The sequence below is a fragment of the Stenotrophomonas sp. YJH_SMC_91 genome (genome assembly GCF_059368495.1).
In genome coordinates this window covers 45,211-72,160 of sequence record NZ_JCAFRT010000009.1, presented here as the reverse complement: position 1 = coordinate 72,160, position 26,950 = coordinate 45,211, and the positions used below count along the sequence as shown (strand labels likewise).

Annotated in this window: 22 protein-coding genes and 3 pseudogenes; 4 read left to right on the top strand and 21 right to left on the bottom strand. The window is 67.3% G+C overall.

Translation table 11 applies throughout. The annotated features are described in order from the left end of the window. Position 1: 1 nt before the first annotated feature. Positions 2–328 carry a hypothetical protein gene (locus tag AC5P5X_RS12540; RefSeq protein WP_099527226.1) on the bottom strand — a complete coding sequence of 109 codons (327 nt, stop codon included), beginning with the start codon at positions 326–328 and terminating at the stop codon, positions 2–4. A 180-nt stretch (positions 329–508) separates the two neighbouring features. Further along, positions 509–952 (bottom strand): hypothetical protein, encoded by a 444-nt coding sequence (locus tag AC5P5X_RS12535; protein ID WP_223846451.1) that lies wholly within the window; start codon positions 950–952, stop codon positions 509–511. Here AC5P5X_RS12535 and AC5P5X_RS12530 point away from each other — a divergent pair. Next, positions 920–1,492, top strand: a complete 573-nt coding sequence (locus tag AC5P5X_RS12530) for a YdcF family protein (RefSeq protein ID WP_223846452.1) — start codon at positions 920–922, stop codon at positions 1,490–1,492. The two genes, AC5P5X_RS12535 and AC5P5X_RS12530, sit on opposite strands and share 33 nt — an antisense overlap. On the opposite strand, the gene AC5P5X_RS12525 is transcribed toward AC5P5X_RS12530, so the two are convergent. The 3 genes and pseudogenes from AC5P5X_RS12525 to AC5P5X_RS12515 form a co-directional block, all read right to left on the bottom strand. After that, positions 1,455–2,156 (bottom strand): alpha/beta fold hydrolase, encoded by a 702-nt coding sequence (locus tag AC5P5X_RS12525; protein ID WP_099473848.1) that lies wholly within the window; start codon positions 2,154–2,156, stop codon positions 1,455–1,457. The two genes, AC5P5X_RS12530 and AC5P5X_RS12525, sit on opposite strands and share 38 nt — an antisense overlap. Before the next feature lie 128 nt (positions 2,157–2,284). Next, positions 2,285–3,050: pseudogene (locus AC5P5X_RS12520) on the bottom strand (transposase). A 172-nt stretch (positions 3,051–3,222) separates the two neighbouring features. Continuing rightward, a complete protein-coding gene (locus AC5P5X_RS12515) occupies positions 3,223–3,600 on the bottom strand; it encodes a hypothetical protein (protein ID WP_043034456.1) in 378 nt (125 codons plus the stop codon). A gap of 159 nt (positions 3,601–3,759) precedes the next feature. Between AC5P5X_RS12515 and AC5P5X_RS12510 the strand changes: the two are divergent. Continuing rightward, positions 3,760–3,988: pseudogene (locus AC5P5X_RS12510) on the top strand (transposase); the annotation flags it as partial. 686 nt (positions 3,989–4,674) lie between these two features. Next, positions 4,675–4,785, top strand: a pseudogene (locus AC5P5X_RS12505) (YbjQ family protein); the annotation flags it as partial. Between the two features lie 63 nt (positions 4,786–4,848). On the opposite strand, the gene AC5P5X_RS12500 reads toward AC5P5X_RS12505, so the two are convergent. Beyond that, positions 4,849–7,569, bottom strand: coding sequence for a bifunctional acetate--CoA ligase family protein/GNAT family N-acetyltransferase (locus AC5P5X_RS12500; RefSeq protein WP_043034453.1), 2,721 nt, complete (start codon positions 7,567–7,569; stop codon positions 4,849–4,851). Between the two features lie 178 nt (positions 7,570–7,747). Further along, the gene (gene mgtE, locus AC5P5X_RS12495; protein WP_005411590.1) at positions 7,748–9,118 is read right to left on the bottom strand and encodes a magnesium transporter; all 1,371 of its coding nucleotides are present in this window, start codon (positions 9,116–9,118) and stop codon (positions 7,748–7,750) included. A 344-nt stretch (positions 9,119–9,462) separates the two neighbouring features. On the opposite strand from mgtE, the gene AC5P5X_RS12490 reads away from it, so the two are divergent. Continuing rightward, on the top strand, positions 9,463–11,241 hold the full coding sequence (locus tag AC5P5X_RS12490; RefSeq protein ID WP_005411591.1) for a monovalent cation:proton antiporter-2 (CPA2) family protein: 1,779 nt from the start codon (positions 9,463–9,465) through the stop codon (positions 11,239–11,241). 134 nt (positions 11,242–11,375) lie between these two features. Here the strand turns inward: AC5P5X_RS12490 and AC5P5X_RS12485 are convergent, their stop codons facing one another. The 14 genes from AC5P5X_RS12485 to AC5P5X_RS12420 all read right to left on the bottom strand — a co-directional run bounded on the left by AC5P5X_RS12485 (position 11,376) and on the right by AC5P5X_RS12420 (position 26,949). Continuing rightward, positions 11,376–14,714 carry an ankyrin repeat domain-containing protein gene (locus AC5P5X_RS12485; protein WP_111118217.1) on the bottom strand — a complete coding sequence of 1,113 codons (3,339 nt, stop codon included), beginning with the start codon at positions 14,712–14,714 and terminating at the stop codon, positions 11,376–11,378. Further along, positions 14,707–14,967 carry a YcgL domain-containing protein gene (locus tag AC5P5X_RS12480; protein WP_005411593.1) on the bottom strand — a complete coding sequence of 87 codons (261 nt, stop codon included), beginning with the start codon at positions 14,965–14,967 and terminating at the stop codon, positions 14,707–14,709. Before AC5P5X_RS12480 ends, AC5P5X_RS12485 begins: the two co-directional genes overlap by 8 nt. Positions 14,968–15,127: 160 nt before the next feature. Continuing rightward, a complete protein-coding gene (locus AC5P5X_RS12475; protein ID WP_005411594.1) occupies positions 15,128–15,568 on the bottom strand; it encodes a hypothetical protein in 441 nt (146 codons plus the stop codon). A 62-nt stretch (positions 15,569–15,630) separates the two neighbouring features. Next, on the bottom strand, positions 15,631–16,869 hold the full coding sequence (locus AC5P5X_RS12470) for a beta-ketoacyl-ACP synthase (RefSeq protein ID WP_099524101.1): 1,239 nt from the start codon (positions 16,867–16,869) through the stop codon (positions 15,631–15,633). Next, positions 16,869–17,600, bottom strand: coding sequence for a 3-ketoacyl-ACP reductase FabG2 (locus AC5P5X_RS12465; protein ID WP_012481595.1), 732 nt, complete (start codon positions 17,598–17,600; stop codon positions 16,869–16,871). Before AC5P5X_RS12465 ends, AC5P5X_RS12470 begins: the two co-directional genes overlap by 1 nt. Next, positions 17,597–18,052, bottom strand: a complete 456-nt coding sequence (locus AC5P5X_RS12460; RefSeq protein ID WP_111118215.1) for a hotdog family protein — start codon at positions 18,050–18,052, stop codon at positions 17,597–17,599. Before AC5P5X_RS12460 ends, AC5P5X_RS12465 begins: the two co-directional genes overlap by 4 nt. After that, the gene (locus AC5P5X_RS12455; protein ID WP_111189045.1) at positions 18,049–19,233 is read right to left on the bottom strand and encodes a beta-ketoacyl-ACP synthase; all 1,185 of its coding nucleotides are present in this window, start codon (positions 19,231–19,233) and stop codon (positions 18,049–18,051) included. Before AC5P5X_RS12455 ends, AC5P5X_RS12460 begins: the two co-directional genes overlap by 4 nt. Then, the gene (locus AC5P5X_RS12450) at positions 19,230–19,787 is read right to left on the bottom strand and encodes a DUF3261 domain-containing protein (protein WP_005414865.1); all 558 of its coding nucleotides are present in this window, start codon (positions 19,785–19,787) and stop codon (positions 19,230–19,232) included. The genes AC5P5X_RS12455 and AC5P5X_RS12450 overlap by 4 nt, the downstream gene beginning before the upstream one ends. Further along, the gene (locus tag AC5P5X_RS12445; protein WP_043034447.1) at positions 19,775–21,025 is read right to left on the bottom strand and encodes an NAD(P)/FAD-dependent oxidoreductase; all 1,251 of its coding nucleotides are present in this window, start codon (positions 21,023–21,025) and stop codon (positions 19,775–19,777) included. The genes AC5P5X_RS12450 and AC5P5X_RS12445 overlap by 13 nt, the downstream gene beginning before the upstream one ends. 51 nt (positions 21,026–21,076) lie before the next feature. Continuing rightward, positions 21,077–23,452: an MMPL family transporter gene (locus tag AC5P5X_RS12440; protein ID WP_111189043.1), complete on the bottom strand. Its 2,376-nt coding sequence runs from the start codon at positions 23,450–23,452 to the stop codon at positions 21,077–21,079. Beyond that, entirely contained in the window at positions 23,424–24,053 is a 630-nt protein-coding gene (locus AC5P5X_RS12435) for an outer membrane lipoprotein carrier protein LolA (RefSeq protein ID WP_005411602.1), read from the bottom strand. The genes AC5P5X_RS12440 and AC5P5X_RS12435 overlap by 29 nt, the downstream gene beginning before the upstream one ends. Beyond that, positions 24,050–24,481, bottom strand: coding sequence for an acyl-CoA thioesterase (locus tag AC5P5X_RS12430; protein ID WP_005411603.1), 432 nt, complete (start codon positions 24,479–24,481; stop codon positions 24,050–24,052). Before AC5P5X_RS12430 ends, AC5P5X_RS12435 begins: the two co-directional genes overlap by 4 nt. Then, complete coding sequence (locus tag AC5P5X_RS12425) at positions 24,468–26,018, bottom strand: HAL/PAL/TAL family ammonia-lyase (protein ID WP_005411604.1); 1,551 nt, start codon at positions 26,016–26,018, stop codon at positions 24,468–24,470. Before AC5P5X_RS12425 ends, AC5P5X_RS12430 begins: the two co-directional genes overlap by 14 nt. Then, positions 26,008–26,949, bottom strand: a complete 942-nt coding sequence (locus tag AC5P5X_RS12420; RefSeq protein WP_024957723.1) for a lysophospholipid acyltransferase family protein — start codon at positions 26,947–26,949, stop codon at positions 26,008–26,010. The genes AC5P5X_RS12425 and AC5P5X_RS12420 overlap by 11 nt, the downstream gene beginning before the upstream one ends. Position 26,950: the final 1 nt, after the last annotated feature.

Below are 26,950 nucleotides of genomic sequence, written 5' to 3'. Positions count from 1 at the left end.
GTCAGCGGCCCCCGGTCAGTGATTGACCTGTCGTGCGTCCCAGAAGGCGCTTTGCCGAGATTGCCAGCGCGCAGCCGCGCAGCCGCACGCTGCCGATGGCTTCGCCGGAGCGGAGAGCATCAGCCAGATTTTCGCAGGCATCGGCAATCCTGCAGCTGCCCAAGGCCGAGGTCACACTTTTCAAGGCATGCATGCGCGAAAGCTCCTGTTCCAGGCAACCCGGGGATTCATTCTCCGCAGCGCTCATCCAGCGCGAAATCGCCTCGTCCAGGTCAACGACAAACGATGAGAACTGGTCTGGCGCGGTCGCTGCAATCAGGTTGAGCATCGATCGCTCCCCGAGCTCAGGTCCGTCTGCAGGATGTCGCCGCGGCTCTACGCCTTGCGTTGAGTTCAAGCGTCGCATTGCTTTCCTCTGCTTGTCGCATTCAACACCTGAAGAGATGCGTTTCCGCGTTCCGCGACACCCAAACAGAGGCCTGAAGCGACAACGTGCGGAGCGTACGGACTACTGCATCCGTTGATGGATCTGCAGGAACAGCTGCGGAAACATGCTACCCAGTAGATGCCCGCCTGCAACCGCGAGCAGGATGGCGCCCACGATGGCAACACATCTGACCGGGAGTGACATTCGCTTCAGATCCATGGCATCCAGCATGGAAGCAACGATCGCGTAACGCCATCGGATTCCTTTCAAATTTTCCTGAGGTTCGACATGCTCGCCCTGACACTCTTTCTGCTGCTCTCGTGTGCGGTTCTGGTTCGAAAGCGACACGTGCGTAGCGGCGCCCTGCTCGCCGTAGCGCCACTGGCCATCCTGGCCAGCGCGAGCGCGCCCATCACGCAACTGCTGCTGGACCTGGCACAGGACGCGCCGCCAAGCACTGCAACAGCGCACCATCCACGCACGGCGATTGTCGTGCTGGGCGCTGGCATCGATCAGGACGCTCACGGCTCCAGGCCCGGCCTGGCTGGCTATAGCCGGTTGATGGCCGCAACGCAGCGCTACCTCGCCTGCGAACGCACCGGCGAATCCTGCGTGGTGCTGGTCAGCGGTGGCGCTACTGCGCCAGACAATGCCGCAGAAGCCAACGTCTACGCGCGTGAACTGATTGCGCTGGGCGTGCCTGCGGAACACATCATCCGCGAGCACGCCAGCGTGAACACCTGGCAGAACGCCAGCAACAGCAGCCGAATGATCCAGCGCGACAGTGTCCGGGTAGTGCTGGTGACCTCTGGCCTGCACCTAAGGCGAAGTCTGATCTACTTCCGGCACTTCGGTGTCGTGGCCGAGGGCTTGCCCAGTGATCGCCTCCGCGCCTCGCCGGGGTGGCTTCCCTCTGCGTACAACCTGCTGCTGATCGAAGTGATGCTGCACGAGTACATCGGCGTCCTGCGCTACCACGTTTACAACGGCATGGGTTGGAACGAGGAATCCATCAAGCTGGACAGTGTCACGCCTGCAGCAACCACCCACGCATCGCCGCACTGACCTCGTCCGGCTTCTCCATCGGGGCAAGGTGCCCGCAATCGGGCACCACCACCAGCTGCGAGTGCGGCACCAGGGCATGCATTTCCTCGCTTACTGCCAGCGGCGTGATGCGATCGTTGGCCCCGCAGATGATCAACAGCGGATCGCGGTAGCCAGCCAGCACGTCATGGCCGTCAGGGCGTTCCAGCGCGCTCTGGCGCAGGAACACTTCCGCGCCCAGGCGGGCGGTCATGTCGCGCACGCGCTGCACCAGCACGTAGTCATCCAGCCGCGAGGCGTCGATGTAGCTGCGCATCAGCGCATCGCCGAAGCCGTGGAACTTCCCCGGCAGGCGCACACTGGCGCGTTGGCTGCGGCGTTGTTCGGCACGTTCCGGTGAATCGGCGTGGATCGAGGTATCGACCAGCGCCAGCTGCAACACGCGTTCCGGCGCGATGCGCAGAATCTGCTGGGCGACGAAACCGCCCAGCGAGAAACCGGCCAGCGCGAAGCGCTCCGGCGCCTGCGCCAGCACATCCTCGGCCACGGCGTGCAGGGTCTCACCACGGGTCTGGTCGCCTACGGTGCAATCGGCAATGTCGGCCAGATCGGCCAACTGCGCGCGCCACAGCTCGCCATCGTTGAGCAGGCCGGGCAGCAGCAACAGGGGGGTACGGTCGGTCATGGGGGTATTGTCGCGCCGGTGCGGTGACGGCGCCATGCCAGCGACCGCGCCAAGCGCGGCGACGTGCCGCCGGATGAGCCAGGCGCGCCGGACCCACGCCCGCTTCTGGATACCCTGTGGGACGCGAGTCAGACCGATGCCGCGACGCATTCCTCGGCGTCGGAAGCAGGCGCCGTCGACGCCCCACGCTGGGGCCGCACCTCCTGGACGATCCGCCCCTGCTCCATCACGAGCACGCGGTCGGCGCTGTTTATGGTCTCCGGCCTATGGGCCACGATCACCTTGGTCAGCTCCATACGCTGCACGGCTTCGTTGACCAAGCGCTCGCGCATGACATCAAGATGGCTGGTGGCCTCATCCAGAAACAGAATCCGTGGCCGGCGGTAGAGGGCGCGGGCCAGAATCACTCGCTGCTTCTGACCGCCTGAGAGCGAGTTGCCCATGTCGCCGATAAGACCGTGGTAACCCATCGCCATCCCCGCGATGTCATCGTGCACCGCGGCCATTCGAGCAGCTTCCTCAATGCGCTGTTCATCGAAGCCACTGTCGAAGCCGCTGATGTTGTCGGCAATGCTCCCGGCAAACAACTGGTCATCCGGGATCGCATCAAGCTCGCTGACCCGGGCGAACAGCCGCATCGAAGCGATCTCGTGCAGCGCTTACTACATGCCCGGATCGCTCCAACGCATATCACTGCTGCAGCAGGTGGGTGCGCACCATCGTCTCCATCGCATACTGCGACTGACCCACGCGACCCGAACGCGGGTAATGTGGCTCGATCCGAGCCAGCAGTGCCTTCCATGGCACTACCTAGTCCACCTTGTAAAGGAGAATCTCGCGCCGAGTCTGCTTGCGCTTGCCCAGACCCTGCGTATCGCCAAATGTCAGCTGCATGGATGGCTTCTCAACGTGTGCCTCTATTGTCTCTCAGGCCGCCGGCCAGCGGACAGCACTACCGAAGTAGTTGTTCAGAGCATCCGTAGATGCAGGTCATGAGGACGACAAATCTCGCTCAGCCATCAGCGACCAATGGACTAAGAATAAGCAAATCTATAGATAAATAACGTTAGTCATCCCCCTCGACCTGTATATCGACCTTATCCCGAAAAATAACTGAAATTAAAGACAGGAGCAGAGCTGGAAGCCCCAAAAGAAGCACGAACGACAAAGGCGCACCGAACGACCATAGAGCGGCCGAAAACACGACAGCCGAAGCCCCAAGCAGCAGGAACGAGCACTTAATTTTCCCTATTAGCAGGTAACTTGCCGTCGAACACATCAGCGAGAATGCGGCAACAGAAACTCCGACCTCCTGAGGAACCTGCAAAGGCTCAGCACCCCGAAGCGCCGCCACCAGCATCAGCGCTGAGGCAGACGCCATTGCTACCAGGGAAATAAAATAGAACTTGCCATGCCGCCCATCAAATCCATCAGTAATCTTCATATCGACCCTCAAAGGATCGCAGGGCGAAAGCCCCGCGATCCAGCCAATGATTTACCAGCGCCAAGGATGTTCTGAACAGCTCCCTGCGAACTGTGCAGCAGTGCCCGCCACAGATTGCCGCTTCGGGGGACACTATTGAGTCGCGTAGTGGAATACATCATACGGCTGACATTTGGGGATGCGCAGGGCCTGGGCAAGCGCAAGCAGACCCGGCGCGAGATTCTCCTTTACGAGGTGGACTAGGTAGTGCCATGGAAGGCACTACCGGCCCGGATCGAGCCACATTACCCGCGTTCGGGTCGCGTGGGTCGGTCACCGTATGCGATGGAGACGATGCTGCGCATCCACCTGCTGCAGCAGTGATATGCGTTTGAGCGATTCGGGCATGTAGCAAGCGTTGCACGAGATTGATTCGATGCGGCTGTTCGAACGGCTCACCAGTCGTTCTCAGGTCAAGATGCCCTGCATAACTCGCGTGGACTCCATGCCAAGCGTCGAGAAGAGTCATGACGATTGCTCTGGTCCATCAACTGCCGCATTGAAACCAATACGGACTTGGCGTCCTTGCAGGAATCAGCCGCAGCTGCAGCTCAAGCGGCATCCTTGCAAAGTGATCATTTCGACGCGTGCTCTTCCCGAATCCGCTCGCGCCTGACGTCGGCACGCCTGGCTATCACAATGACAACCGCTCCTATGAACAAGAACGGCAAGGTCCGACCGTCTGCAGTTGCCGCCACCATAGCTAGGCAGCACACGCAGATGGCGAAGGTCTTTTCGTTGATACCTTGGATCCTCACAAATTTCCTCATTCCTGCAACATCGGGAAACATCTTCTTTCAATAAGGTCACGAAGGGTCGCCGCCACGCAGTGGCGCAATGGTAGCGTTGCTTCTTCGCTGAGTTGAAGAGCGAAATGCGTCAGTAGCCGCTTCTTTCCTTCTGGTGATTCAGTCACTCCTACGCAAGAGACACAGCAGGCACCCGGTACGCCGACATGCGTGGACCACTCGGACGTCACTGGCGTAGGGTATAAGCCATCGTTGTAGTCTATATTCAATCGTCGGAACGACTGACAGCAGCGCAATCATCAGCATGAGCTTGCTTTACGACGCCACCGATGTGATGACCGGGCTGACCGAGGTGCTGTGCTATGGCACGGCGGTGGTGGTGGAACCATTGCGTTGACCTGACTGTAGCGTCGAACTTGCTCGACTGCTTTTCGATGATGGCAGTCGAGCAAGCTCGACTCTACAAGAGCGGGGTGGGGACTTCGACCTGCTGCACCGGCAGAGTCACCATCATCACCGTCGGGTCGTCCGGATCGAGCTTGGTCTTGAAGCCCAGGCTCTGGCACATCGCCAGCATGGTGCTGTTCTCGCGCAGCACCTGACCTTCGACCACGTCCAGGCCCAGCCACTTGGCGTACTCGATCATGATCGCCATCAGCCGCCAGCCGATGCCGTGGCCCTTCAGGTCCGAGCGGATCAGGATGCCGTACTCACCGCGGTGGTAATCCGCATCGGCGTGCAGGCGCACCGCGCCGAGCATTTCGCCACTGCGCGGTTCGATCGCCACCAGTGCGATCGAGCGTGCATAGTCGAGCTGGGTCAGGCGCGCGATGAACTCGTGGCTGAAGTGCTTCACCGACTGGAAGAAGCGCAGGCGCAGATCCTCGTCGCTGACGCGGGCGAAGAACGCACGGAACAGCGCGTCATCCTCCGGCCGCACCGGGCGCACGAAGGCGCGGCCGCCATCGGACAGTTCGATGGTGCGCTCCCACTCCTTCGGGTACGGGAACACCGAGAAGCGCGGATGGCCACGGCCTTTGTGCAGGATGCGCGACGGCGCCACCGCCACGCGTGCGTCGAGGGCGAGGATGCCCTTGCCGTCGACCAGCAGCGGATTGATGTCCAGCGTACGCACTTCGGGGATGTCAGCGGCCAGCTGTGCCAGCTTGACCAGCGCCAATGCCAGTGCGCGCTCGTCGGCGGCAGGCACATCGCCATAGGCCTTGAGGATGCGCGAGGCACGGGTCTGGCCGATCAGCTCATGGGCCAGGCGCAGGTCCAGCGGCGGCAGCGCCAATGCCTTGTCATTGATCACTTCAACCGCGGTACCGCCACGGCCGACCACGATCACCGGGCCGAACGTCGCGTCATCGGCGATGCCGACAATCAGTTCGCGCGCCTTCGGGCGAACGATGGTCGGCTGCACCAGCAGGCCGTCGATGCGCGCATCCGGCCGCAGCTGGCGCGCGCGCGACAGGATCGCGTTGGCCGCGCTCTGCACCGCCGGCAGGGTGGACAGGTTCAGGCGCACGCCGTCCACTTCGGACTTGTGCGGGATGTCCGGTGACAGGATCTTCAGTGCCACGGTGGCACCACGTTCCAGCAGCGGCTGCGCCAGGTCCATCGCCTCATGCGCATCGCGCGCATGCATCACCGGCGCGGACGGAATGCCATAGGCCTTGAGCAGTTCATGCGTAGCCAGCGGGTCCAGCCACTGCTGGCCGTTGGCCAGCGCGGCATCGACCAGCGCGCGTGCGGCCGCCGCGTCGACATTGAAGTCCTGCGGCAGGCTGGGCGGCGTTTCCATCAGCGCGTTCTGCGCTTCGCGATAGCGCACCAGATGCTGGAAGCCGCGCACCGCTTCGGCCTCGGTCGGATAGGTCGGCACCCGTGCCGCGTTGAGCGTGGCGGTGGCCTGGTCATCGTTGCCCAGCCACACCGCGAATACCGGCTTGTCGCGATGGTGGCGCGGACGCAGGCCGAGCGTGCGGGTCAGCGCCTGCGCAGCGTCTGCAGACGAGGTGAATGCGGTGGGCACATTGACCACCATCACCGCGTCGTTCTCGTTGTCGGCCAGCAGCGCTTCAATGGCGGCGGCATAGCGGTCACCATCGGCGTCGACCACGATGTCGACCGGATTGCTGCGCGACCAGCCCTGCGGCAACACGGCGTCGAGTTTCTCGACCGTGCTGTCGGACAGGTTGGCCAGCGTGCCACGCAATGCAATGAGCTGATCCACGGCAAGGCGGCCGACACCGCCACCATTGCTGAGAATGGCCAGGCGACGACCGGGGAACGTCCCCAACCGGCCCAGCGATTCGGCAGCCGTGAACAGCTCGTCCAGCGCGCTGACGCGCAGCAGGCCGGCGCGGTTGAAGGCCGCACCGTACACGTCGTCGGTGCGGGCCAGGGCCTGCACATGGGTATCGCGGCTGCCCGGCTGCACGCGCTCGGCGCGGCCGGACTTCACCACCACCACCGGCTTGGCGCGGGCGGCGGCACGCGCGGCCGACATGAACTTGCGCGCATCCTTGATCTGCTCGACGTAGAGCAGGATGGCGCGGGTGCGGTAGTCGGTGGCGAAGTAGTCGAGCAGGTCACCGAAGTCGACGTCCATCGTGTCGCCCAGCGAGACCACCGCGGAAAACCCGACCGAGCGGGCCACGCCCCACTCCACCAGCGCGGCGGCAATGGCCGAGGATTCGGAGATCAACGCAAGATCACCGGCCTGCGGGAAGTGCGCGGCGATGCTGGCATTGAGCCGTGCGTGCGGTGCAATCACACCCAGGCAGTGTGGGCCGAGGATGCGCAGGCCATGCTTGCGCGCCACCGCCTCCACCTGCGCCGACAGCGAGCCCGGGCCTTCACCCAGGTGCGCGGTGAGGATGATTGCCGCCTGCACGCCGCGTTCGGCAGCGGTGCGCACCACCTGCGGCACGATCGACGCCGGCGCGGTGATCACCACCAGATCCGGCACCCAGTCCAGGTCCTTCAGCCGCTTCACGGTGCGGATGCCATCAATTTCGGCATGCCGCGGGTTGATCCACGCCACCTTGCCGGGGAAGCCGGTGCCGCGCAGGTTGCGCATCACCGCACGTCCGGCCGAGCGCTGACGCGGGCTGCCGCCGATCACCGCGACCGACTGCGGACGGAACACGGACTGCAGGTGGTAGGTACTCATGCGCCTACGGTAACCAAATTCCATGACGATGGGGTCAGATCCCTTTCCCCAGGAAAGGGATCTGACCCTTGCGTGACCCTTGCGTGCCGACCAAGGTCGGCAACTACCGGAGCACGCTGCTTCAGGGGTCCGAGCCCTTCGCTGCGCGAAGGGATCCGACCCAGTAAACGACCCCGGCCTACAACAGCGTGCCGTGCAGGATCATCGCGGCGATGCTGAAATAGATCACCAGTCCGGTCACGTCCACCAGCGTGGCCACGAACGGGGCCGAGGCACTGGCCGGGTCGAAGCCGAGCCGCTTCAGGATGAACGGCAGCATCGATCCGGACAGCGAGCCGAACGTGACGATGCCGACCAGCGCCGCACCGATGGTGATCGCCAGCAGGATCCAGTGCTCGCCGTAGTCATGCAGGCCACCCAGCTGCCAAATCACGATGCGCACGATGGCCAGGCAGCCGAGGATCGCGCCCAGCACCATGCCGGTGGGCACTTCGCGCAGGGCCACCTTCCACCAGTCGCGCAGGCGCAGCTCGCGCAGCGCCAGGCTGCGGATCAGCAGCGAGGTGGCCTGCGAACCGGAGTTGCCGCCCGAACTCATGATGAGCGGAATGAACAGGGTCAGCACCACCGCGCGCGCCAGTTCGTCCTCATAGTGCTGCATCGCGCTGGCGGTCAGCATCTCGCCCAGGAACAGCACGCTCAGCCAGCCGGCGCGCTTGCGCAGCATCTCAAAGAAGCCGATCTGCATGTACGGCTTGTCCAGTGCTTCCATGCCGCCAAACTTGTGCGCGTCCTCGGTGGATTCCTCGATCAGCGCATCCAGTACGTCATCGACGGTGACGATGCCGAGCATCTGCTGCTGCGCATCGACCACCGGGATCGCCAGCAGGTCGTGGCGACGGATCAGCCGTGCCACTTCTTCCTGGTCCATCAGTGCGTCCACCGTCACCGGTGGATTGACCTGAGCCACGTCCAGGATCGACTCCTCCGGCAGGCCGGTGATCAGCCGGCGCATGGTCACCACCTGCTGCAGCTGCTGGCTGGCCGGGTCCAGCACGTAGATCGCGTACACCGTTTCACGGGTGCGCTCGACCTGGCGGATGTGCTGCAGGGTCTGCGCCACGGTCCAGCTGGCGGGTACCGCCACGTACTCGGTGGTCATCAGCGCGCCGGCGGTGTTCGGCGGGTAGCTGAGCAGCTTCTGGATGGCCTGGCGGGCGTCGGTGCCCAGCAGCGGGATCAACCGCGCGCGTTCTTCCTCATCCAGCTCATGGACGATGTCGGTGGCGCGGTCGTCGGCCATCAAGCCGAGCAGGGCGGCAGCGCGCGCCGGCGGCAGCGCAGCCACCAGTTCGCCGCTGCGGTGCAGTTCCGGCGCTTCCAGCATTTTCACTGCACGCGGCAACGGCAGCGCAGCCAGCGTTTCCGCGGCGCGGGTCAGTTCCAGCGTGTTGAGGAATTCCACCGCATCGGCGGTGTTGAAGTTCGCCAGCGGCGCGGCCAGTGCGGCGGCATCGGCCACCGGGCGCAGCAATTGCTTCTGGTTCATCGGGTTTGCCTTGTGGGGGTGCGACCTCGCGCAACGCCAACGCAGGCAAACCGTCCCGATGTCAGGCGGTGGCCATCGCTGGCGTCGAACGAGGTCGACTTCTACTGTCGCTGGACATGGGTTGGGGACTCCGGGATGCGTGTGCCGACGGACGCGCCGCCAGCGGCGGGCAGTCTGGACCCGTGGACCATGCAGGTCAACCCGGTCCCGCCGCGGCAGCACCCTGCCCGCAGGTTGTTCTCGTGCATGCACAGGCCGGCGCGCATAATGGCGCGGTGGTGTTCGCCACGCTTTTCCCAACCCGAACGGACGCACAGCGGCTCCCCCGATGACCAGGTATTCCCATGCATAGCGGTGGTCTGGAACTGGCGCTGGTGCTGCTGCTGGCAGCGGTCATCGCCGTGCCGGTGTTCAAGAAGTTCGGCTTCGGCGCGGTGCTGGGCTACCTGGCGGCCGGTGTGGTGCTGGGCCCGGACGGGCTCGGCTTCGTGCAGGACGCCGACCGCATCCTCGGCGCCGCCGAGATCGGCGTGGTGATGCTGCTGTTCGTGATCGGCCTGGAGCTGTCGCCGGCACGCCTGAAGGTGATGCGGCGCTCGGTGTTCGGCGCCGGTGCGGCACAGGTGGCGCTGTCCGGGCTGGTGCTGGGCGGCCTGCTGCTGCTCGACCACTTCCAGTGGAAGAGCGCGCTGGTGGTAGGCGTGGCGCTGGCGCTGTCATCCACGGCGGTGGGCCTGCAGCTGCTGTCCGAGCACAAGGCGATCAACAGCGACCATGGCCGGCTCGGGTTCGCCATCCTGCTGTTCCAGGACCTGATCGCGATTCCGCTGCTGGCGGCCATCCCGCTGCTGGGCGGGGTCAAGAACGAGACCCTGCGCTGGGAAGATGCGGCCGTGGCGCTGGGTGCGCTGGCAGTGGTGATCCTGTGCGGACGACCGGTGCTGCGCAAGGTGTTCAGCATCATCGCGCGCACCCGCAGCCCGGAAGTATTCACTGCCACCGCCCTGCTGGTGGTGCTGGGCACCGCCTGGTTCATGCAGGAAGCCGGCCTCAGCCCCAGCCTCGGCGCGTTCCTGGCCGGCGTGCTGCTGTCCGATTCGGAGTTCCGGCATGAGCTGGAAGCGCAGATCGAGCCGTTCAAGGGGCTGCTGCTGGGCCTGTTCTTCATCGCGGTGGGCATGGGCATCGACCTGGACCGCATCGCCGCCGAGCCGTGGCTGATCGCCGCAGGTGTCGGCATCCTGCTGGTGGTCAAGTTCAGCCTGCTCTACGCGGTTGGACGTGTCGCCCGGCTCAGCTCGCGGCAATCGCTGCTGCTGGGCAGCGTGCTGTGGCTGGGCGGTGAGTTCGCCTTCGTGGTGTTCAACGAGGCACAGCGCGCGCACCTGCTGGGCAACGCCAACCACGACCGGCTGGTGGCGATCGTCGGCCTGTCGATGGCAATCACGCCGCTGTTGATGATCGCGCTGCTGAAACTGCTCGGCCAGGAGAAAGCCACTCCGCGCGAGCCGGCCGAGGCCGACAAGGTGGCGCCGGACAACCGGCCCAAGGTGCTGATCGCTGGCATGGGCCGCTTCGGCCAGGTGATCGCGCGCCTGCTGACCGCGCAGAAGGTGCCGTTCGTGGCGCTGGAGGCGAACCCGGATACCGTGGCCGACCTGCGCCGATTCGGCAACCAGCTGTATTACGGCGACCCGACCCGGCCGGAGATGCTGCGCGCGGCCGGGGGCGAGCACATCGATGTGTTCGTGATCACCGTGGATGACCCGGAAACCAACCTGCGCGCGGTGCGCATGGTGCGCCGGCTGTACCCGGACGCGACGGTGCTGGCGCGTGCACGCAACCGCCAGCATGCGTGGCGGTTGATGGACATGTCGGCCGAGCCGTTCCGCGAAGTGTTCGGCACCAGCCTGGAGATGAGCGGCCGCGTGCTGACCGCGCTGGGCGTGGCACCGGACGTGGCCGAGCGCCACGTGCAGCGCTTCCGCGAGCACGATGAGCAGCTGCTGCGCGACCAGTACCTGGTGTACGACGACGAGGCAGCGGTGATCCAGACCTCGCGCGACGCACGCAACGACCTGATGCATCTGTTCGAGGCCGACGCGGAAAGCGACGGCAAGTAGGCGTGCCGACCAACGGTCGGCACCCACCCGATCAATGGCGGACCCGGTAGTGCCGGCCGCTGGCCGGCAATCCCGTCATCCCGGAGATGTCATGAGGTAGCCGGCCAGCGGCCGGCACTACCCTTTTCCAGCGATCAACCGTTGTCGCGCAGGAACCGCGCCATCGACGAGACACCCGGCACGCGCGGTTCGAACTCGCCGGCCACGTCGATGAAGCCACGCATCACCGCGATCTCGCGCGGGCTGCGGTTGAGGCTGTCGCGCGCCTCGGGGTCGGCACCAGCGCGCAGGAGGCGCTGCACCAGCAGCGGCAGACCGTGCAGGGCCGCGAGGTGCAGCGGTCCGAAGCCGCGCGGATCACGCACCTCAAGGCTCACGTCTTCGTCCAGCAGGCGTTCCACTGCGGCCATCACCACCTGTTCGTCGCAGGCGGTGCCGGGCTCGGCGCGTGCGCCCAGCAGCAGCAGCAGCGGCGTGACCGAACCAGCCGCGGCCTGGTCCGGTTCGGCACCGGCCAGCAGCAGGGTGTCGAGCAGGGCGAGCAGGCGCGAGCGGTCGCGGGCACTGAAGCCATACAGCGCGGCACAGTGCAGTGGGCCCAGCTGCTGGGCGTCACCGGCGTGCACGTCGGCACCGGCGGTGAGCAGGCGGGCAACGATGTCCGGCAGGCCCAGCGCGGACGCCAGCATCAGCACGGTCACGCCGCCCGGCAGGCGGTGTTCCAGCTTGGCGCCAGCGTCGAGCAGGGCCGAGACGATGTCCACCTGGCGCATGCTGACCGCCGCCGACAGCGGCGTGGCACCACTGGCCGCTGCGTGCTGCGGATCGGCGCCACGCGCCAGCAACAGGTCGGTCACCGCCAGATGGCCACCACCGGCGGCACGCAGCAGCGCGGTGCAGCCCTGCGCATCAACCGCATCGACGGCGAAGCCCAGATCGATCAGGCGGCGTACCGCGTCGACGTCACCGGCCATTGCGGCGGCCGGCAGATCGGACTCGCGCAGGGTGCGACGCGGCAACGGCCACACCCGCCAGTCCAGCCAGTCGGCCAGGTCGCGGCGACCAATCGACAGCGCCACGCCCAGCGGCGTCTGGCCATCGGCGGCGCGTGCTTCCGGCGAGGCACCGTGCTGCACCAGCAGCTTCAGCGCGCCTTCGCGGGCCAATGCGGTGGCCAGATGCAATGCGGTCATGCCATGGCTGTCGCGCGCTTCGCGATCGACGCCCGCCTTCAGCAGCGCCTGCTGCAGGCGCAGCCAGCCCAGGCGCACCGCCAGCGACAACGGCGGATCACCGGCCGGCGAAGCCGCGAACGGATCGGCGCCACGCTCCAGCAATTCCAGCGCCAGCTGTTCCAGGCCACGGGCAGCCTGGTCGTGCTGCGCACAGGCCGCCAGGAAGCGCGCCAGGCCACCGCGTCCGGCCGGCGACAAGCCACGCTGCAACATCACCTGCAACGCCGGCACCGCATCAATGCCGCGCGACAGCAACGCGAACATGGGCGTATCGGAACAGGCGTCGCGCACGTAGGGATCGGCGCCGTGGCCCAGCAGCCAATCCACCGCGCGCGGCTCCAGCGCCAGCTCGGGGTCGAGCAGCAGGCCGCCCAGTTCTTCCGGCTGGCACAGCTTGGCCAGCGCGGCCATGCCTTCGGTGTTGCCGAAGCCCAGCGCCTCGCGCAGCAGGGTCAGCGGCGGGCGGTCCGGCAGCAGGCCGCTGGCACTGGCTGCTTCGCCACGCTCGGCCAGGCCGTCACTGACCGCGGCCGGCAACGGATAGGACGGATCCAGCAGGGCGACAATCGCCCAGCGCCCGGCTTCGGCAGCGTAGTCCACTGCACGGCGACCGACCGGATCGGTCGCGTCGGCGGCGATGCCCAGCTCCACCAGACGCTTGACCAGCAACGGCGAGACATCCTCTGCCATCACCGCCAGCTGCACTGCGTTGCGCCCTTCGCCGTCGACGGCAACCAGGTCCGGCTTGTGCGGCAGCAAGTGTTCGACCACCGCGGCACGCCCGGCACGGGCGGCTTCCAGCCAGGGCGTACGCCCCAGTGCATCGCGTGCTTCCAGGTTGGCACCGGCGGCCAGCAGCACGCCGATGATTTCAACGTGGCCGGCCAGCGCCGCCTCGTGCAGCGCGCTGCGGCGCTGGCGATCACGCGCGTCGGCACGCGCCTTGTGCTTGAGCAGCAGCTGCACGCCAGCCGGATCGTCGTCTTCGGTGGCGGCGGCGGCCAGCAGCACCGGGGTGCCCTCTGCCGGTTCGCTGCGCGCACCGCGTTCGAGCAGGAAGCGGGCCAGGCGCCAGTTGCCGACCTGGCAGGCCACGGCCAGCGGCGACCAGCCCTCGTTGTTCAACGCATCGACTTCGGCGGCGGCATCGCGCAGCAGCGCGGCCACGCCTGGGTCGGAACTGCGCGCGGCATGGTGCAGCGGGGTGTTGCCATCGCTGTCGGTGGCACGCGAATCGGCACCGTTGGCGAGCAGGGTCATCACGGCTTCGGGGCGGCCATGCCAGCTGTCGCGGGTGGCGGCCAGCAGCGGGGTCATGCCCCGGTGTGGCGCGTTCACGTCAACGCCGCGGGCAATCAGTTCGCGCAGCAGGCGCAGGTCCGGCAGCACCGCCGCCAGCACCGCCAGGCTGCGCTGGTCGCGCCAGCTCGGGTCGGGCAGCGCATACGGATCGGCGCCGGCCTGCAGCAGTTGCAGGCCGCGGTCGATGCGGCCGTGGCGGGCGGCTTCATACAGGGCCGGGGTCAGCTCCTGCGGAGCCATCGCCTCCAGCGGCGCGGTCTCGGCCGCGGCAGCGAACATCGGTTCGTGTTCTGCGCCGGACGTCGCCATCGGGCTCGGTCGCAACGACACCAGCGGCGCCGGCGCGACCCGCTGCAGCAGCAGGTGCAGCACGGGAGACACCACCACCACGGCCAGCGCAGCGGGCCAGCGCGCGCTCTCCGGCAGCAGTCCCGGCCAGGCCGGCAGCACCACCAGCGCGGCCAGCGCGATCACCAGCGCCGCCACGCCGAGACCGCGCCAGGCGGTCAGGTCGCGACCGGCCAGCGCCTGCCAATGATGGGCCAGGCGGCCATCAAGCCGTTCGACATCGTTCCACAACGGCCAGGTGCGCCAGGCAGCGAGCAGGCCGGCACTGACCAGCACGCTCAGGCCCAGCACCGCCGCAAGGCTGCCACTGTCACGCAGCGCCGCCAGCGGCCAGGCCAGCAGCAGCGCCAGCAGCAGCGGTGCGGCCGCCCACAGTGCCAGCAGCGCCGGCAGGTCCTGGCGTGCAACCACCTTCAGCGGCAGCAGCGCACGGCTGCGCCGCCACCACGACACGCCCAGCGCGAACGCCGGTTGCGCCAGGGCGGCGAGGATGGCACCGGCAACGCCGCCTACGGCAGCACCCAGTGCCAGCACGGCGCCCACGGCGAAGGCGATCGACAGGGCGCGCGGACGGGAGACGTCAGTCATAGTGGCGCGGCATCAGGCTGGCCACCGACGGCGGCACCTGCAGGTAGAACCCGCGCTCGCTCATGTCACTGCGAACCTTGTCCGGGTCGGCCTGGGCCAGGCGACGCTGGGCATCCAGGGCCACATCCAGGACGAAGGTGAGCGCACCCAGCGAGGTGAGCAGCGGCGCAGGCAGCGCGCTGAAATCATCGCGTCGGGGAACGTAGACGTAGGTGTCAGGCTTGAGTTGGCTTTTATAGACGTAGGCGTGCATGTCCGCGGGACGATAACCCGGGAAGAGCCATGATTGTGTCGGAAAGCCGACACCGGGGAAAGCCGTCGGCCGACGATGGCGGCGTGATCGACGGCGTTTCCCCGACGGGGTTCAGCAATGTGGCGGCGGCGTTCAGGCAACGCCGCTGCCCTGCGGTCGCTTACTTGACCTTGGCGTAGGTGCCCTTCAGCGCCACGCCGGCGAGGATCGTACCGGCATAACATTCGTAGTTGGTGCTGCTCTTGAACTCGTTCTTCTTGTAGTAGCTGACGATGTCGACCACCGCGTTGGCACCGCGCGACTTGGCGCCGTCCTGCAGTGCGCGCAGCGCCGACAGCGCGACCCAGCGGCAGGCCTCGGCATCGCTCTTGTTGGCGGCGTTGGTCTTCTTGTTGGTCACGTCCTCGCCCAGGCGCTGCTGCACGCTGACCGGCTGGCCGGCCAGGTAGAAGCGCACGCTGCCGTCGATGCCGGCGTCCCGGGCGGCCTGCGAGGTGACCAGCTCCTGCAGGGACTGCTCAACGCGGGTGTCGCGGGCGGAGGCGGTGGAGGTCAGGGCCAGCAGTGCAGTGGCCGTGGCGATCATCAGGGTGCGGCGCATCGGAACATCTCCTTGTCGGGGGTGCGGGTGGGTTGAGGAAAAAGGCGGGATGGGACGGTGGATCATTCGCTCCAGCGGCGGAACACCAGCGAGGTGTTGATGCCGCCGAAGGCGAAGTTGTTGCTCATCACGTACTCGGCCTGCAATTCGCGGCCCTGCCCGGTGATGAAGTCGAGCTGGCCGCAGCGCGGGTCAACCTCGGCCAGGTTCAGCGTGGGGGCGAACCAGCCGGCACGCATCATCTCGATGCTCAGCCAGGCCTCGAACGCACCACAGGCACCGAGCATGTGGCCGACGTAGCTCTTCAGCGAGCTGATCGGTACGCGGCTGCCGAACACCTGCGCGGTGGCCTGGGTCTCGGCGATGTCGCCGTGATCGGTGGCGGTGCCGTGGGCGTTGACGTAGTCGATCTGCGCCGCCTCCAGGCCCGCATCCTCCAGCGCCAGGCGCATGGCCTGGGCCATGGTGTCGGCGCTGGGCTGGGTGACGTGCTGGCCGTCGCTGTTGGTGCCGTAGCCGACCACCTCGGCAAGGATGGTGGCACCGCGCGCCTGCGCGTGCTCCAGGTCTTCCAGGATCAGCGTGCAGGCACCCTCGCCCAGCACCAGGCCATCGCGGCCGGCATCGAACGGGCGCGGCGTGGTCTGCGGCGCGGCGTTGCGCACGCTGGTGGCGAACAGGGTGTCGAACACCGCCGCAGCGGTAGCGTCGAGCTGCTCGGCACCACCGGCGACCATCACCGTCTGCTTGCCGCTGCGGATCGCTTCATAGGCCGCGCCCACGCCCTGGCTGCCCGAGGTGCAGGCGCTGGAGGTGGTATAGACACGCCCGGACAGGCCGAAGAACACGCCGATGTTGACCGGCGCGGTGTGGCTCATCATCTTCAGGTAGGTGGTGGCGCTGATGCCTTCGGTGGTGAACTCGTTGAGCATGCGCCCGAACTCGCCGGTGGCTTCGTGGCTGCCCGACGAGGAACCATAGGCCACGCCGGTGCGACCGCTGCGCAGCACCGGGTGCTCGTGCAGGCCAGCTTCGCGCAGCGCCACTTCGGTGGCACGCACCGACATGATCGCGACCTTGCCCATGGAGCGGGTGGTCTTGCGGTTGTAGTTCGGCGGCAGCGCGAAGTCCTGCGCCGGCGCAGCCAGCTTGGTGTTCAGCCCGGCATAGACATCCCACTCGGGCATCGCGCGCACCGCGTTGCGGCAGCTGCGCAGGTGCGCCTCGATGGTCGGCCAGTCATGGCCGAGCGGACTGATCGCGGACGCACCGGTCACCACGACGCGACGATCGGTGGCCATCAGAGCATGCCCCCGTTCACCGAGATCACCTGGCGGGTGATGTAGCCGGCCGGTTCGGACAGCAGGAACGCCACCGTGGCCGCCACTTCGTCGGGACGGCCGACGCGGCCGGCGGGAATCAGCTTGAGCGCGTGTTCGATCACTTCATCGTTGAGCATTTCGGTCTCGATCAGGCCCGGGGCCACGCAGTTGACGGTGATCTGGCGGCTGGCCAGTTCCAGCGCCAGGGCCTTGGTGGCACCGATGATGCCGGCCTTGGCGGCACTGTAATTGACCTGCCCGCGGTTGCCGGCCAGTCCGGACACCGACGACAGGGTGACGATGCGGCCCGGCTTGCGCCGCCGCACCATCGGCATGATCAGCGGATGCAGCACGTTGTAGAAGCCATCCAGGTTGGTGTGGATGACCTGGTCCCAGTCTTCCGAAGAGAGCGCCGGGAAGGCGCCGTCGCGGGCGATGCCGGCATTGCAGACCACGCCGTAGTACGCGCCGTGCGCTTCGACATCGGCCTCCAGCGCGGCGCGTGCGGCCTCGCGGTCGGCCACGTCGAACATCAGTACGCGGGCCTGCTGGCCCAACGCGTGGATCTCGGCCACCACGGCCTGTGCCTCATCCAGGCGGCTGCGGCAATGCACCACCACGTCGAAGCCATCGCGCGCGATGCGCAGCGCGATGGCCCGGCCGATGCCCCGGCTGGCGCCGGTCACCAGCACGCTTCGATTCCCTGTCATGCCTGTCCACTCTCCAGATAGGCCATCGCATCGGCCGGTTCGAACACCGACACGTTGGCTGTAGCCCATTCGTCCTCGCCCGCCAGGATGCGGCAGGCGAACATCCCCAATCCATTGTCACCCAACAGCTCGCAGCGCGCCTGTACGCGCAGCCGCGAGCCGCTGGGGAAGCTGCAGCGCGTGCTGTTGTAGCGGCGGCTGCCGAGCAGGAAGCCCAGCTGCGGTGGCTTGCCCGCTGCACGCGCACGGCAGCCGGCCCAGGCCGCGATGGCCTGTGCCATGTATTCGATACCCACCCAGGCCGGCACTTCGTGGTTTTCCACGAACAGGCCGGCCTCGGGCACCACCAGTTCCGCCTCGATGGTGTCCTGGTCCCAGTGCGTGATGCGCTCCAGCAGGCACATGTCCTGGCGGTGCGGTACCACCTCTTCAATTGCATACAGCATCTTCATCGACGCTCCAGCGCCAGCACGGCATTGCTGCCGCCGAAGGCGAACGAATTGCTCAGCACCCGCCGCGGTGCCTGCGCCAGGCGGGTAGCTGGTGCGACCAGCGGCAGTGCCGGCAGCGCGGGGTCTGCCACGCCGTCCCACCAGTGCGGTGGCAGCTGCTGCTGCGGGTTCTCGGCCAGCACGATCCAGCACAATGCAGCTTCGATCGCGCCTGACGCACCCAGCGTATGGCCGGTCAGGGGCTTGGTCGAACTGGCCCGAATGCCGTTGCCCAGCACCTGCGAAACCGCCAGGCTTTCCATCGCATCGTTGTGCCCGGTGGCGGTGCCATGCAGGTTCACGTAGTCCACTTCATCGGCCGCCCAGCCGGCGCGCTGCAGCGCCTGCTGCAGTGCATCGATGGCACCCACGCCCTGCGGATCCGGCGCGGACATGTGGTGGGCGTCGGCCGATTCGCCCCACCCGGCCAGGCACACCGGGCCCGGCTCGCGGGTGAGCAGGAACAGCGCGGCGCCCTCGCCGATGTTGATACCGGCGCGGTGCTGCGAGAACGGATTGCAGCGCAGGGCCGACACCGATTCCAGCGCACTGAAACCGGCCACGGTGAAGCGGCACAGCGAGTCCGCGCCGCCTGCGATCACGGCGTCGACGATACCGGCTCGCAGCATGCGTGCAGCCGACATCAATGCCTTGGCACTGGACGAGCAGGCGGTGGACAGGGTCCACGCGGGCCCCTGAGCGCCGCTGCGCTGGCGCACGAACTGCGCGGCAGTACCCATTTCCTGCTGGGCGTAATCGAAGCCCTGCGGCCACTGGCCCTGTTCGGCGTGGGTGCGCAGGGCCTGCTCGGACTCACCAATGCCCGAGGTGCTGGTGCCCAGCACCACCGCCACGCGCTCGGCGCCATGGCGGGTGATCGCGGCGGCCACCGCCGGAGCGATCTGCGCCAGTGCCACGTCCAGCAGGGCGTTGTTGCGCCCGCGCAGGGCCACCGGCAGTTCCTCCAGCGCCGGCAGTGGCGTGCGTACTTCTCCCAGCGCCAGGGTGCGCCCCGGCAACAGGCTGTCGTTGTCACTGAGCCCGCCCGGCACGTCGGCGAACATCGCCGACGCGACAGCGGCGCGGCCATCGCCGAGCGCGCAGACCACGCCCAGGTCGTTCAGGTAGATCGGTGCACTCATCGGTCCTGTCCGGCCATGTCGATCGATTCGATGCGCAGCGCATAGCCTTCGGCACGGTTGTCCAGCTGCACGCTGCCATCGTCCAGGCGCTGCAGTTGCAGCCACACCGTGCCATCGCGCGACAGGCTGCGCTGCTGGCCGTCGTCGCTGACCTGCCAGTCGGCCGGCAGCGCGGCGGCGATGGCCGCGGTCGGCCACAGCGCGAACTGCAGGTCATCCAGCACACGCTCGGCACGTACCTGCGGCGGCAGCCACGGCGCGCGCTGCTGGGTCAGCTGCTGGCCGTCCCACTGCAGGCGCACGCCGGTCTGGCCCATCGCCTGCACCGCCAGCTGCACCTGCTGCGCGTCGGCTTCCAGCAGCGCGTCGAGGTCGCGCTCATGGCTGCCGAAGCGGAAATGCAGCTGCTGTTGCAGGGCCAGCGGCGCCGGCAGGCTGGCCGGCGACAGCCGCAGCGGCGGCAGCTCCACCTGGGGCTTGGGCATGCGCCCGGCACAGGCGGCCAGCAGCAGGCACAGCAGCAGGGCCGCAGTACGGAAGATCAGGCGCTGCACAATTCCTCCAGCACGCGCATGCGGCGACCACTTTCATCGGCCACATACGGATTCTTGGTGTCCCAGGCGTAACCGGCCAGGATGGAGCTGATCATGTCGCGCACTTCGGGCTGCTGCTGCGGGTGGTAGATGATCTTCTGGAAGCCGCCCTGGTACCAGCTTTCCACGAAGCGGCGGAAGGTCTTCACGCCGGCGCGCAGCGGGATCGAGAATTCAGCTTCCCAGTCGACGGTTTGGCCGGCATAACGGCGCTTGAGGCACTCGCTGGCCAGCTGCGCGGACTTGAAGGCAATGGTCACACCGGACGAGAACACCGGGTCGAGGAACTCGCCGGCGTTGCCCAGCAACGCGTAGCCGGGGCCCCACAGCGAGCTGACATTGGCCGAGTAACCCGTGATGCGGCGCACCGGCAGCACCGCCCATTCGGCATTGGCCAGCAGGCGGGTCAGGTTGGGGTCCTCGCCGACGATGGCCTGCAGCTTCTGCAGGTCGTCGCCTTCGTAGCGCTCGAAGAACGACGGCTCGGCGACCACGCCCAGCGAGCAGCAGCCGTTGGAGAATGGAATCGTCCAGTACCAGACGTCGATGTGTTCGGGATGGGTGGTGATCAGGATCTTGTTGCGGTCGAAGTCGGCTTCGGCCGGAATGTTGTCGCGCACGTGGCAGAAGATCGCGCCGCGCACCGGGAAATTGGATGGCGATTCCAGCTGCAGCAGGCGCGGCAGCAGGCGCGCGAAGCCCGATGCGTCGAGGATGAAATCGGCCTCGATGCGGTATTCGCTGCCATCCGGGCGGCGCACGTTCACCGCAGGCTGTTCACCGGGTTCGACCGACAGCACTTCATCACCGAAACGCAGCGTGGTTCCCATGCGCTCGGCGCCGCGTGCCAACACGTTGTCGAAGTCGGCGCGCTGCACCTGGTAGGTGGTACCCCAGCCCGGCGAGAACTTCTTCCGGAAGTCGAAGGCAGTACGCGCTTCACCGTGCACGAAGGCCGCGCCGTTCTTGTACTGGAAGCCGGCCTCGACCACATCCTGCAGCAGCCCGGCTGCTTCGATGTACTCCATGCTCTGTGGCAGCAGGCTTTCGCCGATGGAGAAGCGCGGGAACTGCTGGCGCTCCAGCATCAGCACCTGTCGGCCCTGCTGGCGCAGCATCGCCGCGGCCACGGAGCCGGCCGGGCCTGCGCCGATGATCAGGATTTCAGTGCGTTCGACAGCATCCACAGCAGTACTCATCGGGGCGTCCTTGTTGCTCGATCAGGGAAAGAAGAAAAGCGGAAGGCGGACTCAGGCCGGCGGCAGGTCATGCGGTGGCGGCCGGAACAGTGGCGAGATCAGCCAGACCAGGCCGATGCCGAACAGCAGGGTCAGGCCGAACGCGCGCAGCGCCGGGGTCTGCGACAGGCCCAGCAGGCCGAACGACAGCCAGGTGCTGGCCGCACCCACGCAGACCGCCAGCCATGCGCTGGCATCGCCACGGTGTTCGATCAGGAAGATGCCGTAGTCGATGCCCATGCCCAGCAGCAGCATCAGCGCCAGCACGTTGAACAGCTGCAGCGGCTGGCCGAACAGGCCCAGCAGGCCGAGGGTCAGTGCGCCGGCAATCAGGGTGGGGGCAAATACGCGCCAGGCCTGGCGGCGGTAGCGCAGCCACAGCGCACCGAACACCAGTGCGATGCCGACCAGCAGCAGCCCGCCCATCAGCTTGCGGTAGTGGCCCAGCAGCTTGGAGAAATCGGAGGTGCGGTCTACCCAGCGCACGCCGGGCAGGCCTTCGGCGGCACCCTGCAGCGTGGCCAGGGCATCGGCGCGCGACAGGTCATCGACCATCACCACGCTGATCATCTGCCCACCGACTTCACCCACCCACAGGTGGCGGAACGGCTGCGAGGCCGGCGAGGCAAGGAAGGCTTCGGCGGTGAGCGGCGCGGCGGCGAACTGCGGTCGCTGCAGCGGCTCGCCCACCGCCTCGGACACGGCCGACAGCACGCCGGGTTCCACCTTCGCGGTCAGCGCAGCATCGGCCTGCTGGCGTGCCGGTGATGGCAGCCAATCGCTGATCGCGCGATAGCCACCAATGCGCTTGTCGGTGGCCAATACACGCAGGCGCTCGGTCAGTGCTTCCTCGCGCTGCAGCAGCTGCGCCGCATCGGCGCCCTGCACCAGGTAGAACTGCGCCGGGCTGGGCATGCCCAGCAACTGGCTCAGGCGGATCTGCTGCGCCATCAACGCCGGCGGTGACGACTGCAGGCTGCGCAGGTCGTCGTTGCTCTGCAGGCGCACGATGCCGATGGCAGACAGTGCCAGCGCGGCCACCACGAAGACCGTCACCGCGCGGCGGCCATGCAGCCGCGGGAAACGCTCCAGCGTATTGCCCAGCCACTGCGAGAAGCGGGTCTGGCGGATCTCGCCACCGTCGAGCCACGGAAACCAGAAGATCACCGTAAGGAAAGCTGCGGCCAGGCCCACCACCGAGAACAGCGCCATCTGGCGCAGGCCGGGGAACGGGGCCAGGCCCAATGCCAGGTAGGCCAGCGCACTGGTCAGCAGGGCCAGCCACAGGCCGGGCAGCAGATGCCGCAGCAGTTTCCAGCGACGATCGGCCGGTTCGGCCTGGCGCGAGGCGAACCAGTGAATGCCGTAATCCTCGGCCACGCCCACCAGCGACGCACCAAACACCAGGGTCAGCACGTGCACCTTGCCGAACACCAGCACGGTCACCGCCAGCGCCACGCCACAGCCGATCAGCAGCGAGGCGGCGACCAGCAGGATCGGGCGCAGCGAGCGGAATGCCAGCCATACCAGCAGCAGCACCGCCGCCAGCGACCCCCAACCGATGGTGTTGATCTCCTGGTTGGCCTGCACCGCGGCGGCCTCGGCATGCAGCGGCACGCCGGCATGCAGGATTTCAAGCTCAGGCGCCGCCGCCGTGGCGGCCTGCCCGGCACGTTCCAGCAGGCCATCGAGGTGGCGCTCGCCATCCAGCTGGAACGCCGAGCCGGGCGTATCGAACTGCAGCACTGCCCAATGCCTGCCCTCGGCTTCAAGCAGGCCGTCATCGCCCAACCGCAGGCCCGAACCCTGCGCCTGCTGCTGCCACCACTGCGGCCACAGCGACAACGGATCCTGGCGCCATTCAGTCAATCGCGGCGCACCCATCGGGCCATACAGCGCAGCCAGCGCCTGCTCGGCCAACACGCCCGGTTCGCTGCCCAGCAACTGCTCGCGCTGGGCCGGTGTCAGCAGGCGGTCGCGGTACGGCGCGTAGAACGCGCGCGCCTCGTCAAACCAGCCTTCGATCGAGCCGCTGGGTACCAGCAAGGCATGGTCGGCATCCTTGGCCATGGCCGCCGCAAAGGCCACCTGCGCGCGCTTGGCAGCCGCGCTGTCCTTGCTGCCGAGCAGCACCACGACCTGCCGCGAACTGCCATCGGCAATGCGCCGGGTGACGTCGCTCAACAGGCGGTCGTGCGCATCCTGCGGCAGCAGGGCGAGGATGTCGGTGTCGATCCGCGATTGCTGGCTCCACAGCTGCCACTGCTGTGCGCCCAGCGCCAGCAGCACCAGCAGCCAGGCAATGCCCAGCCAGTGCCACCAGCGCCGCAACCGGTCCGGTGCGTTCGATGCCACGGCCTCACTCAAAGCGGCGGGCCTCGTCGGCATTGAGCGTGGCCGGCGCCTCGCTCAACGCGCTGAACTGGATCTGCGTGCGGTCCTTGTTGGCCTCGACGATCTCGACCTGGCGCACGTAGCGGTCGCCCTGCAGGGTCAGCGATTCGAAGGCCTTGGCCAGCATCGCCGACTTCGGCGTCAGGCGCAGCCGCCAGCCCTGCCCTTCACGGCTGGCCGCCACGTTGAACTGGCTGGACAGTGCCTGCACGTCGCCACTCATCAACGCGAACATGATCGCATTCACTGAACGCATCGCCGGCTGCTGCCGCGCGTCCAGTTCGACGCGGGTGCTGCCATCACGCTGCCGGCTTAGGATGCGGTCGGCGGTGACCACTACTTCCGAGGGGAACGGCTTGAGCGTGGTCCAGATCACGCCGTGCTGGCGCGCGACCACGAACCGGCCCTGCGAGCGCAGCGGGTTCCTGAAGCCACTCACCTGCTTTTCCTGAGTGAACTGGCCACGCAGCACATCCGGCCGCGCCACCGCCTGGGTAATCGCATCGATGGCGGGGTCGGCCGCCTGCACCAGTGGTGCGGCCACCAGCAGCAGCGCGCACAGCAGCGCACGCGCGAAACGGTTCGCTCGGTTCATGGCGCAGGCACTCCCAGGCGTTCCCACAGTACCGGCGGGCACTGGTACAGCATTTCCTTGCTGGCCGCGTCCACCGCGACCTGGATGGTCATCGCCCGGGTCAGCACCTGGCCGCTTTCCGCATCGAGGATTTCGTACTCGATCTTCAGCCGGTTCTCCCATTCCACGATGCGCGCGACCACGCGCAGCGCCTGGTTGAACAGCAGCGGGCGCACGTACTTCACCCGCGCGTCGACCACCGGCCACAGGTAGCCCGATTCGAGCATCTGCGGGTAGTCGTAGTCGTAGCGACCGAGCAGCGCGCAGCGCGCGATCTCGAAGTACTTGAAGTAGTTGCCATGCCAGACCACGTTCATCGGATCGCAGTCATGGAAGGCGGGGGTCAACGCAATCTCGCCAACCCGTTCAATGGCCTCATTCACCGGCATACAGCTCCCAACGTTGCGCGCGGATCTCCACCAGCAGTTCCCGCAGTTCGCGATCCAGCGCGCGGTCTTCCTCGACCAGGGCGATGCGTTGCCCCAGGTCGGCGTACATGTCGGCCAGACTGCCATGCAGCTGCGCATTCAGGCCAACCCGTTCACGCAGGGCCAGGCCCTGGCGCGCGGCGATCAGCATTGCCGCCACCACCTGTTCGGTCAGCTCGATCACGCGCAGGCAGTCGCGCGCGGCGATGGTGCCCATGCTGACCTTGTCCTGGTTGTGGCATTCGGTGGAACGCGAGAACACGCTGGCCGGCATGGTCTGCTTCAGCGCTTCGGCAGTCCAGGCCGACACACTGATCTGCAGTGCCTTCAGGCCATGGTTGATGGCCGCGCGCGGACCGGTGGCCGCCGACAGGTTGGCCGGCAGGCCATGGTTGTAACGGGCGTCCACCACCAGCGCCAGCTGCCGGTCGAGCAGATCGGCAACGTTGGCCACGGTGTTCTTCAGGGTGTCCATCGCCAGCGCGATGTGGCCCCCGTAGAAGTGGCCGCCATGCAGGATGCGCTCGCCGTCGGCGTCGATCAGCGGGTTGTCATTGGCGCTGTTCAGTTCGGTCTCGATCAGCTGGCGCAGGAACGGCAGGCTGTCCTCCAGCACGCCGATCACATGCGGTGCGCAGCGCAGCGAGTAGCGATCCTGCAGGCGCTGTTCGTTGCGCGGCGGGCGCTCGCTGTGCAGGTCGCTGCGCAGGCGCGCGGCGATGCGGCCCTGGCCCGGGTGCGGCTTGGCGGCGAACAGGGTTTCGTCGAAGTGGTGCGCGTTGCCGTCGCTGGCCAGCACGTTGAACGCGGTCAGGCGCGTAGCCATGCGTGCCAGGTAGTCGGCGCGCTGCCAGGCCAGGCAGGCCAGGCCGGTCATCACCGCGGTGCCGTTCATGATCGCCAGGCCTTCCTTCGGCCGCAGCTTCAGCGGGGTCATGCCGATCTTCGCCAGCACGTCCGCCGCCGGCTGCACGCGGCCGTCGTGCAGCACCTCGCGCTCGCCGCACAGCACCGCCGCCACGTAGGACAGCGGCGTCAGGTCACCGCTGGCACCGACCGAGCCTTCGGCCGGAATCATCGGCAGCACGTCGTGCTGCAGCAGCGTGGCCAGGCCTTCCAGCAGCGGCAGGCTTACACCGGACATGCCGCGCACCAGAGAGGCCAGGCGCGCCGCCAGCACCGCACGGGTCTCGACCGGGTCCAGGTAACGGCCCAGGCCGCAGCCATGGTAGGTGTACAGGTGGTGCGGCAGTTCAGCCACCAGCGCCGGTGGGATGTTCACCGTGCACGAATCGCCATAGCCGGTGGTCACACCGTAGATCACGCCGTCCTCGCGCAGCAGGCGGTCGAGGAAGTCGGCACCGCGCTGGATGTGCGCGCGGAACGCCGGCGCGTCGCTCAGTGCGGCCTCGCACTGGCGCTGGGCCAGGGCAACCACGTCTTCGATGGTCAACGGTGCATCGCCAAAGCGGCATGCGGGTACGGCGTCAGTCGTCATGCGGAGCCTGATCCCAGAAGGGGAAGAAATTGAACCAGTCCAACGGGGACTGGATGACCTGGAGTTCCAGCCAACGCGCGAAGCGCTGTGCCTGTTCGGCCAGTGCCGCATCGCGTGAGCCGCGCGGCAGCACGATGCGTTCGGCGAACTGTTCGAATGCCACGCGGTAGCCCTCGCCCTGGTGCAGGCAGGCCATGGTGTAGACCGGGCAGCCCAGTGCGGCGGCGAGCACATAGGCGCCGATCGGGAACGGGGCGCGGTGGCCAAGGAAATCGGCGGTGACGCTGCGTCCGCCCTGCACCGGCGTGCGGTCGCCGACGATGGCGACGAAGCCCCCCGCCGCGACGCGCTCGGCCAGCATCACTGCCGTGGCCGGGCCCATTTCGGTTACCTGCACCAGTTCCACCGCCGCCAGCGGGTCCAGCCGTTGCAGCAGGCGGTTGAAGCGCTGCGCATGCGCGGTGTGCACCAGCACGGTGATGCGGAACCCCGGCACCTGTTCGGCCAGCACCTGGCACAGTTCCAGGCAGCCGATGTGCGCGGTCAGGATCAGCCCGCCTTCGCGGCGCGCGATCTTGTCCAGCACCAGGTCGCGATGCAGGTGGATGCGTTCGGCCGGATAGCGCCCGCCCAGGCCGAGGATCTTGTCCAGCATCGTGTCGGCGAAGGCGAAGAAGTGGCGCAGGCTGTCGCGCCGGGTCGGCGCACGGCCCAGCACACCGCTGTGTGCCTGCAGGCGCTGGAGGTACTGCATGGAGGCCTGGCGGCCGACGCGGTTGCCCAGCCAGTGGCAGGCCACCACCGGCCACACGCACAGTCGGAACGGCCAGCGCCCGAACCAGCGGTGCACCCAGCACAGGAACAACACGCCGGCCACCGACGTCGATTCGCCGATGTCGGCCCAGTGCGGAGCGCCCTGCGCGGCCGCCATC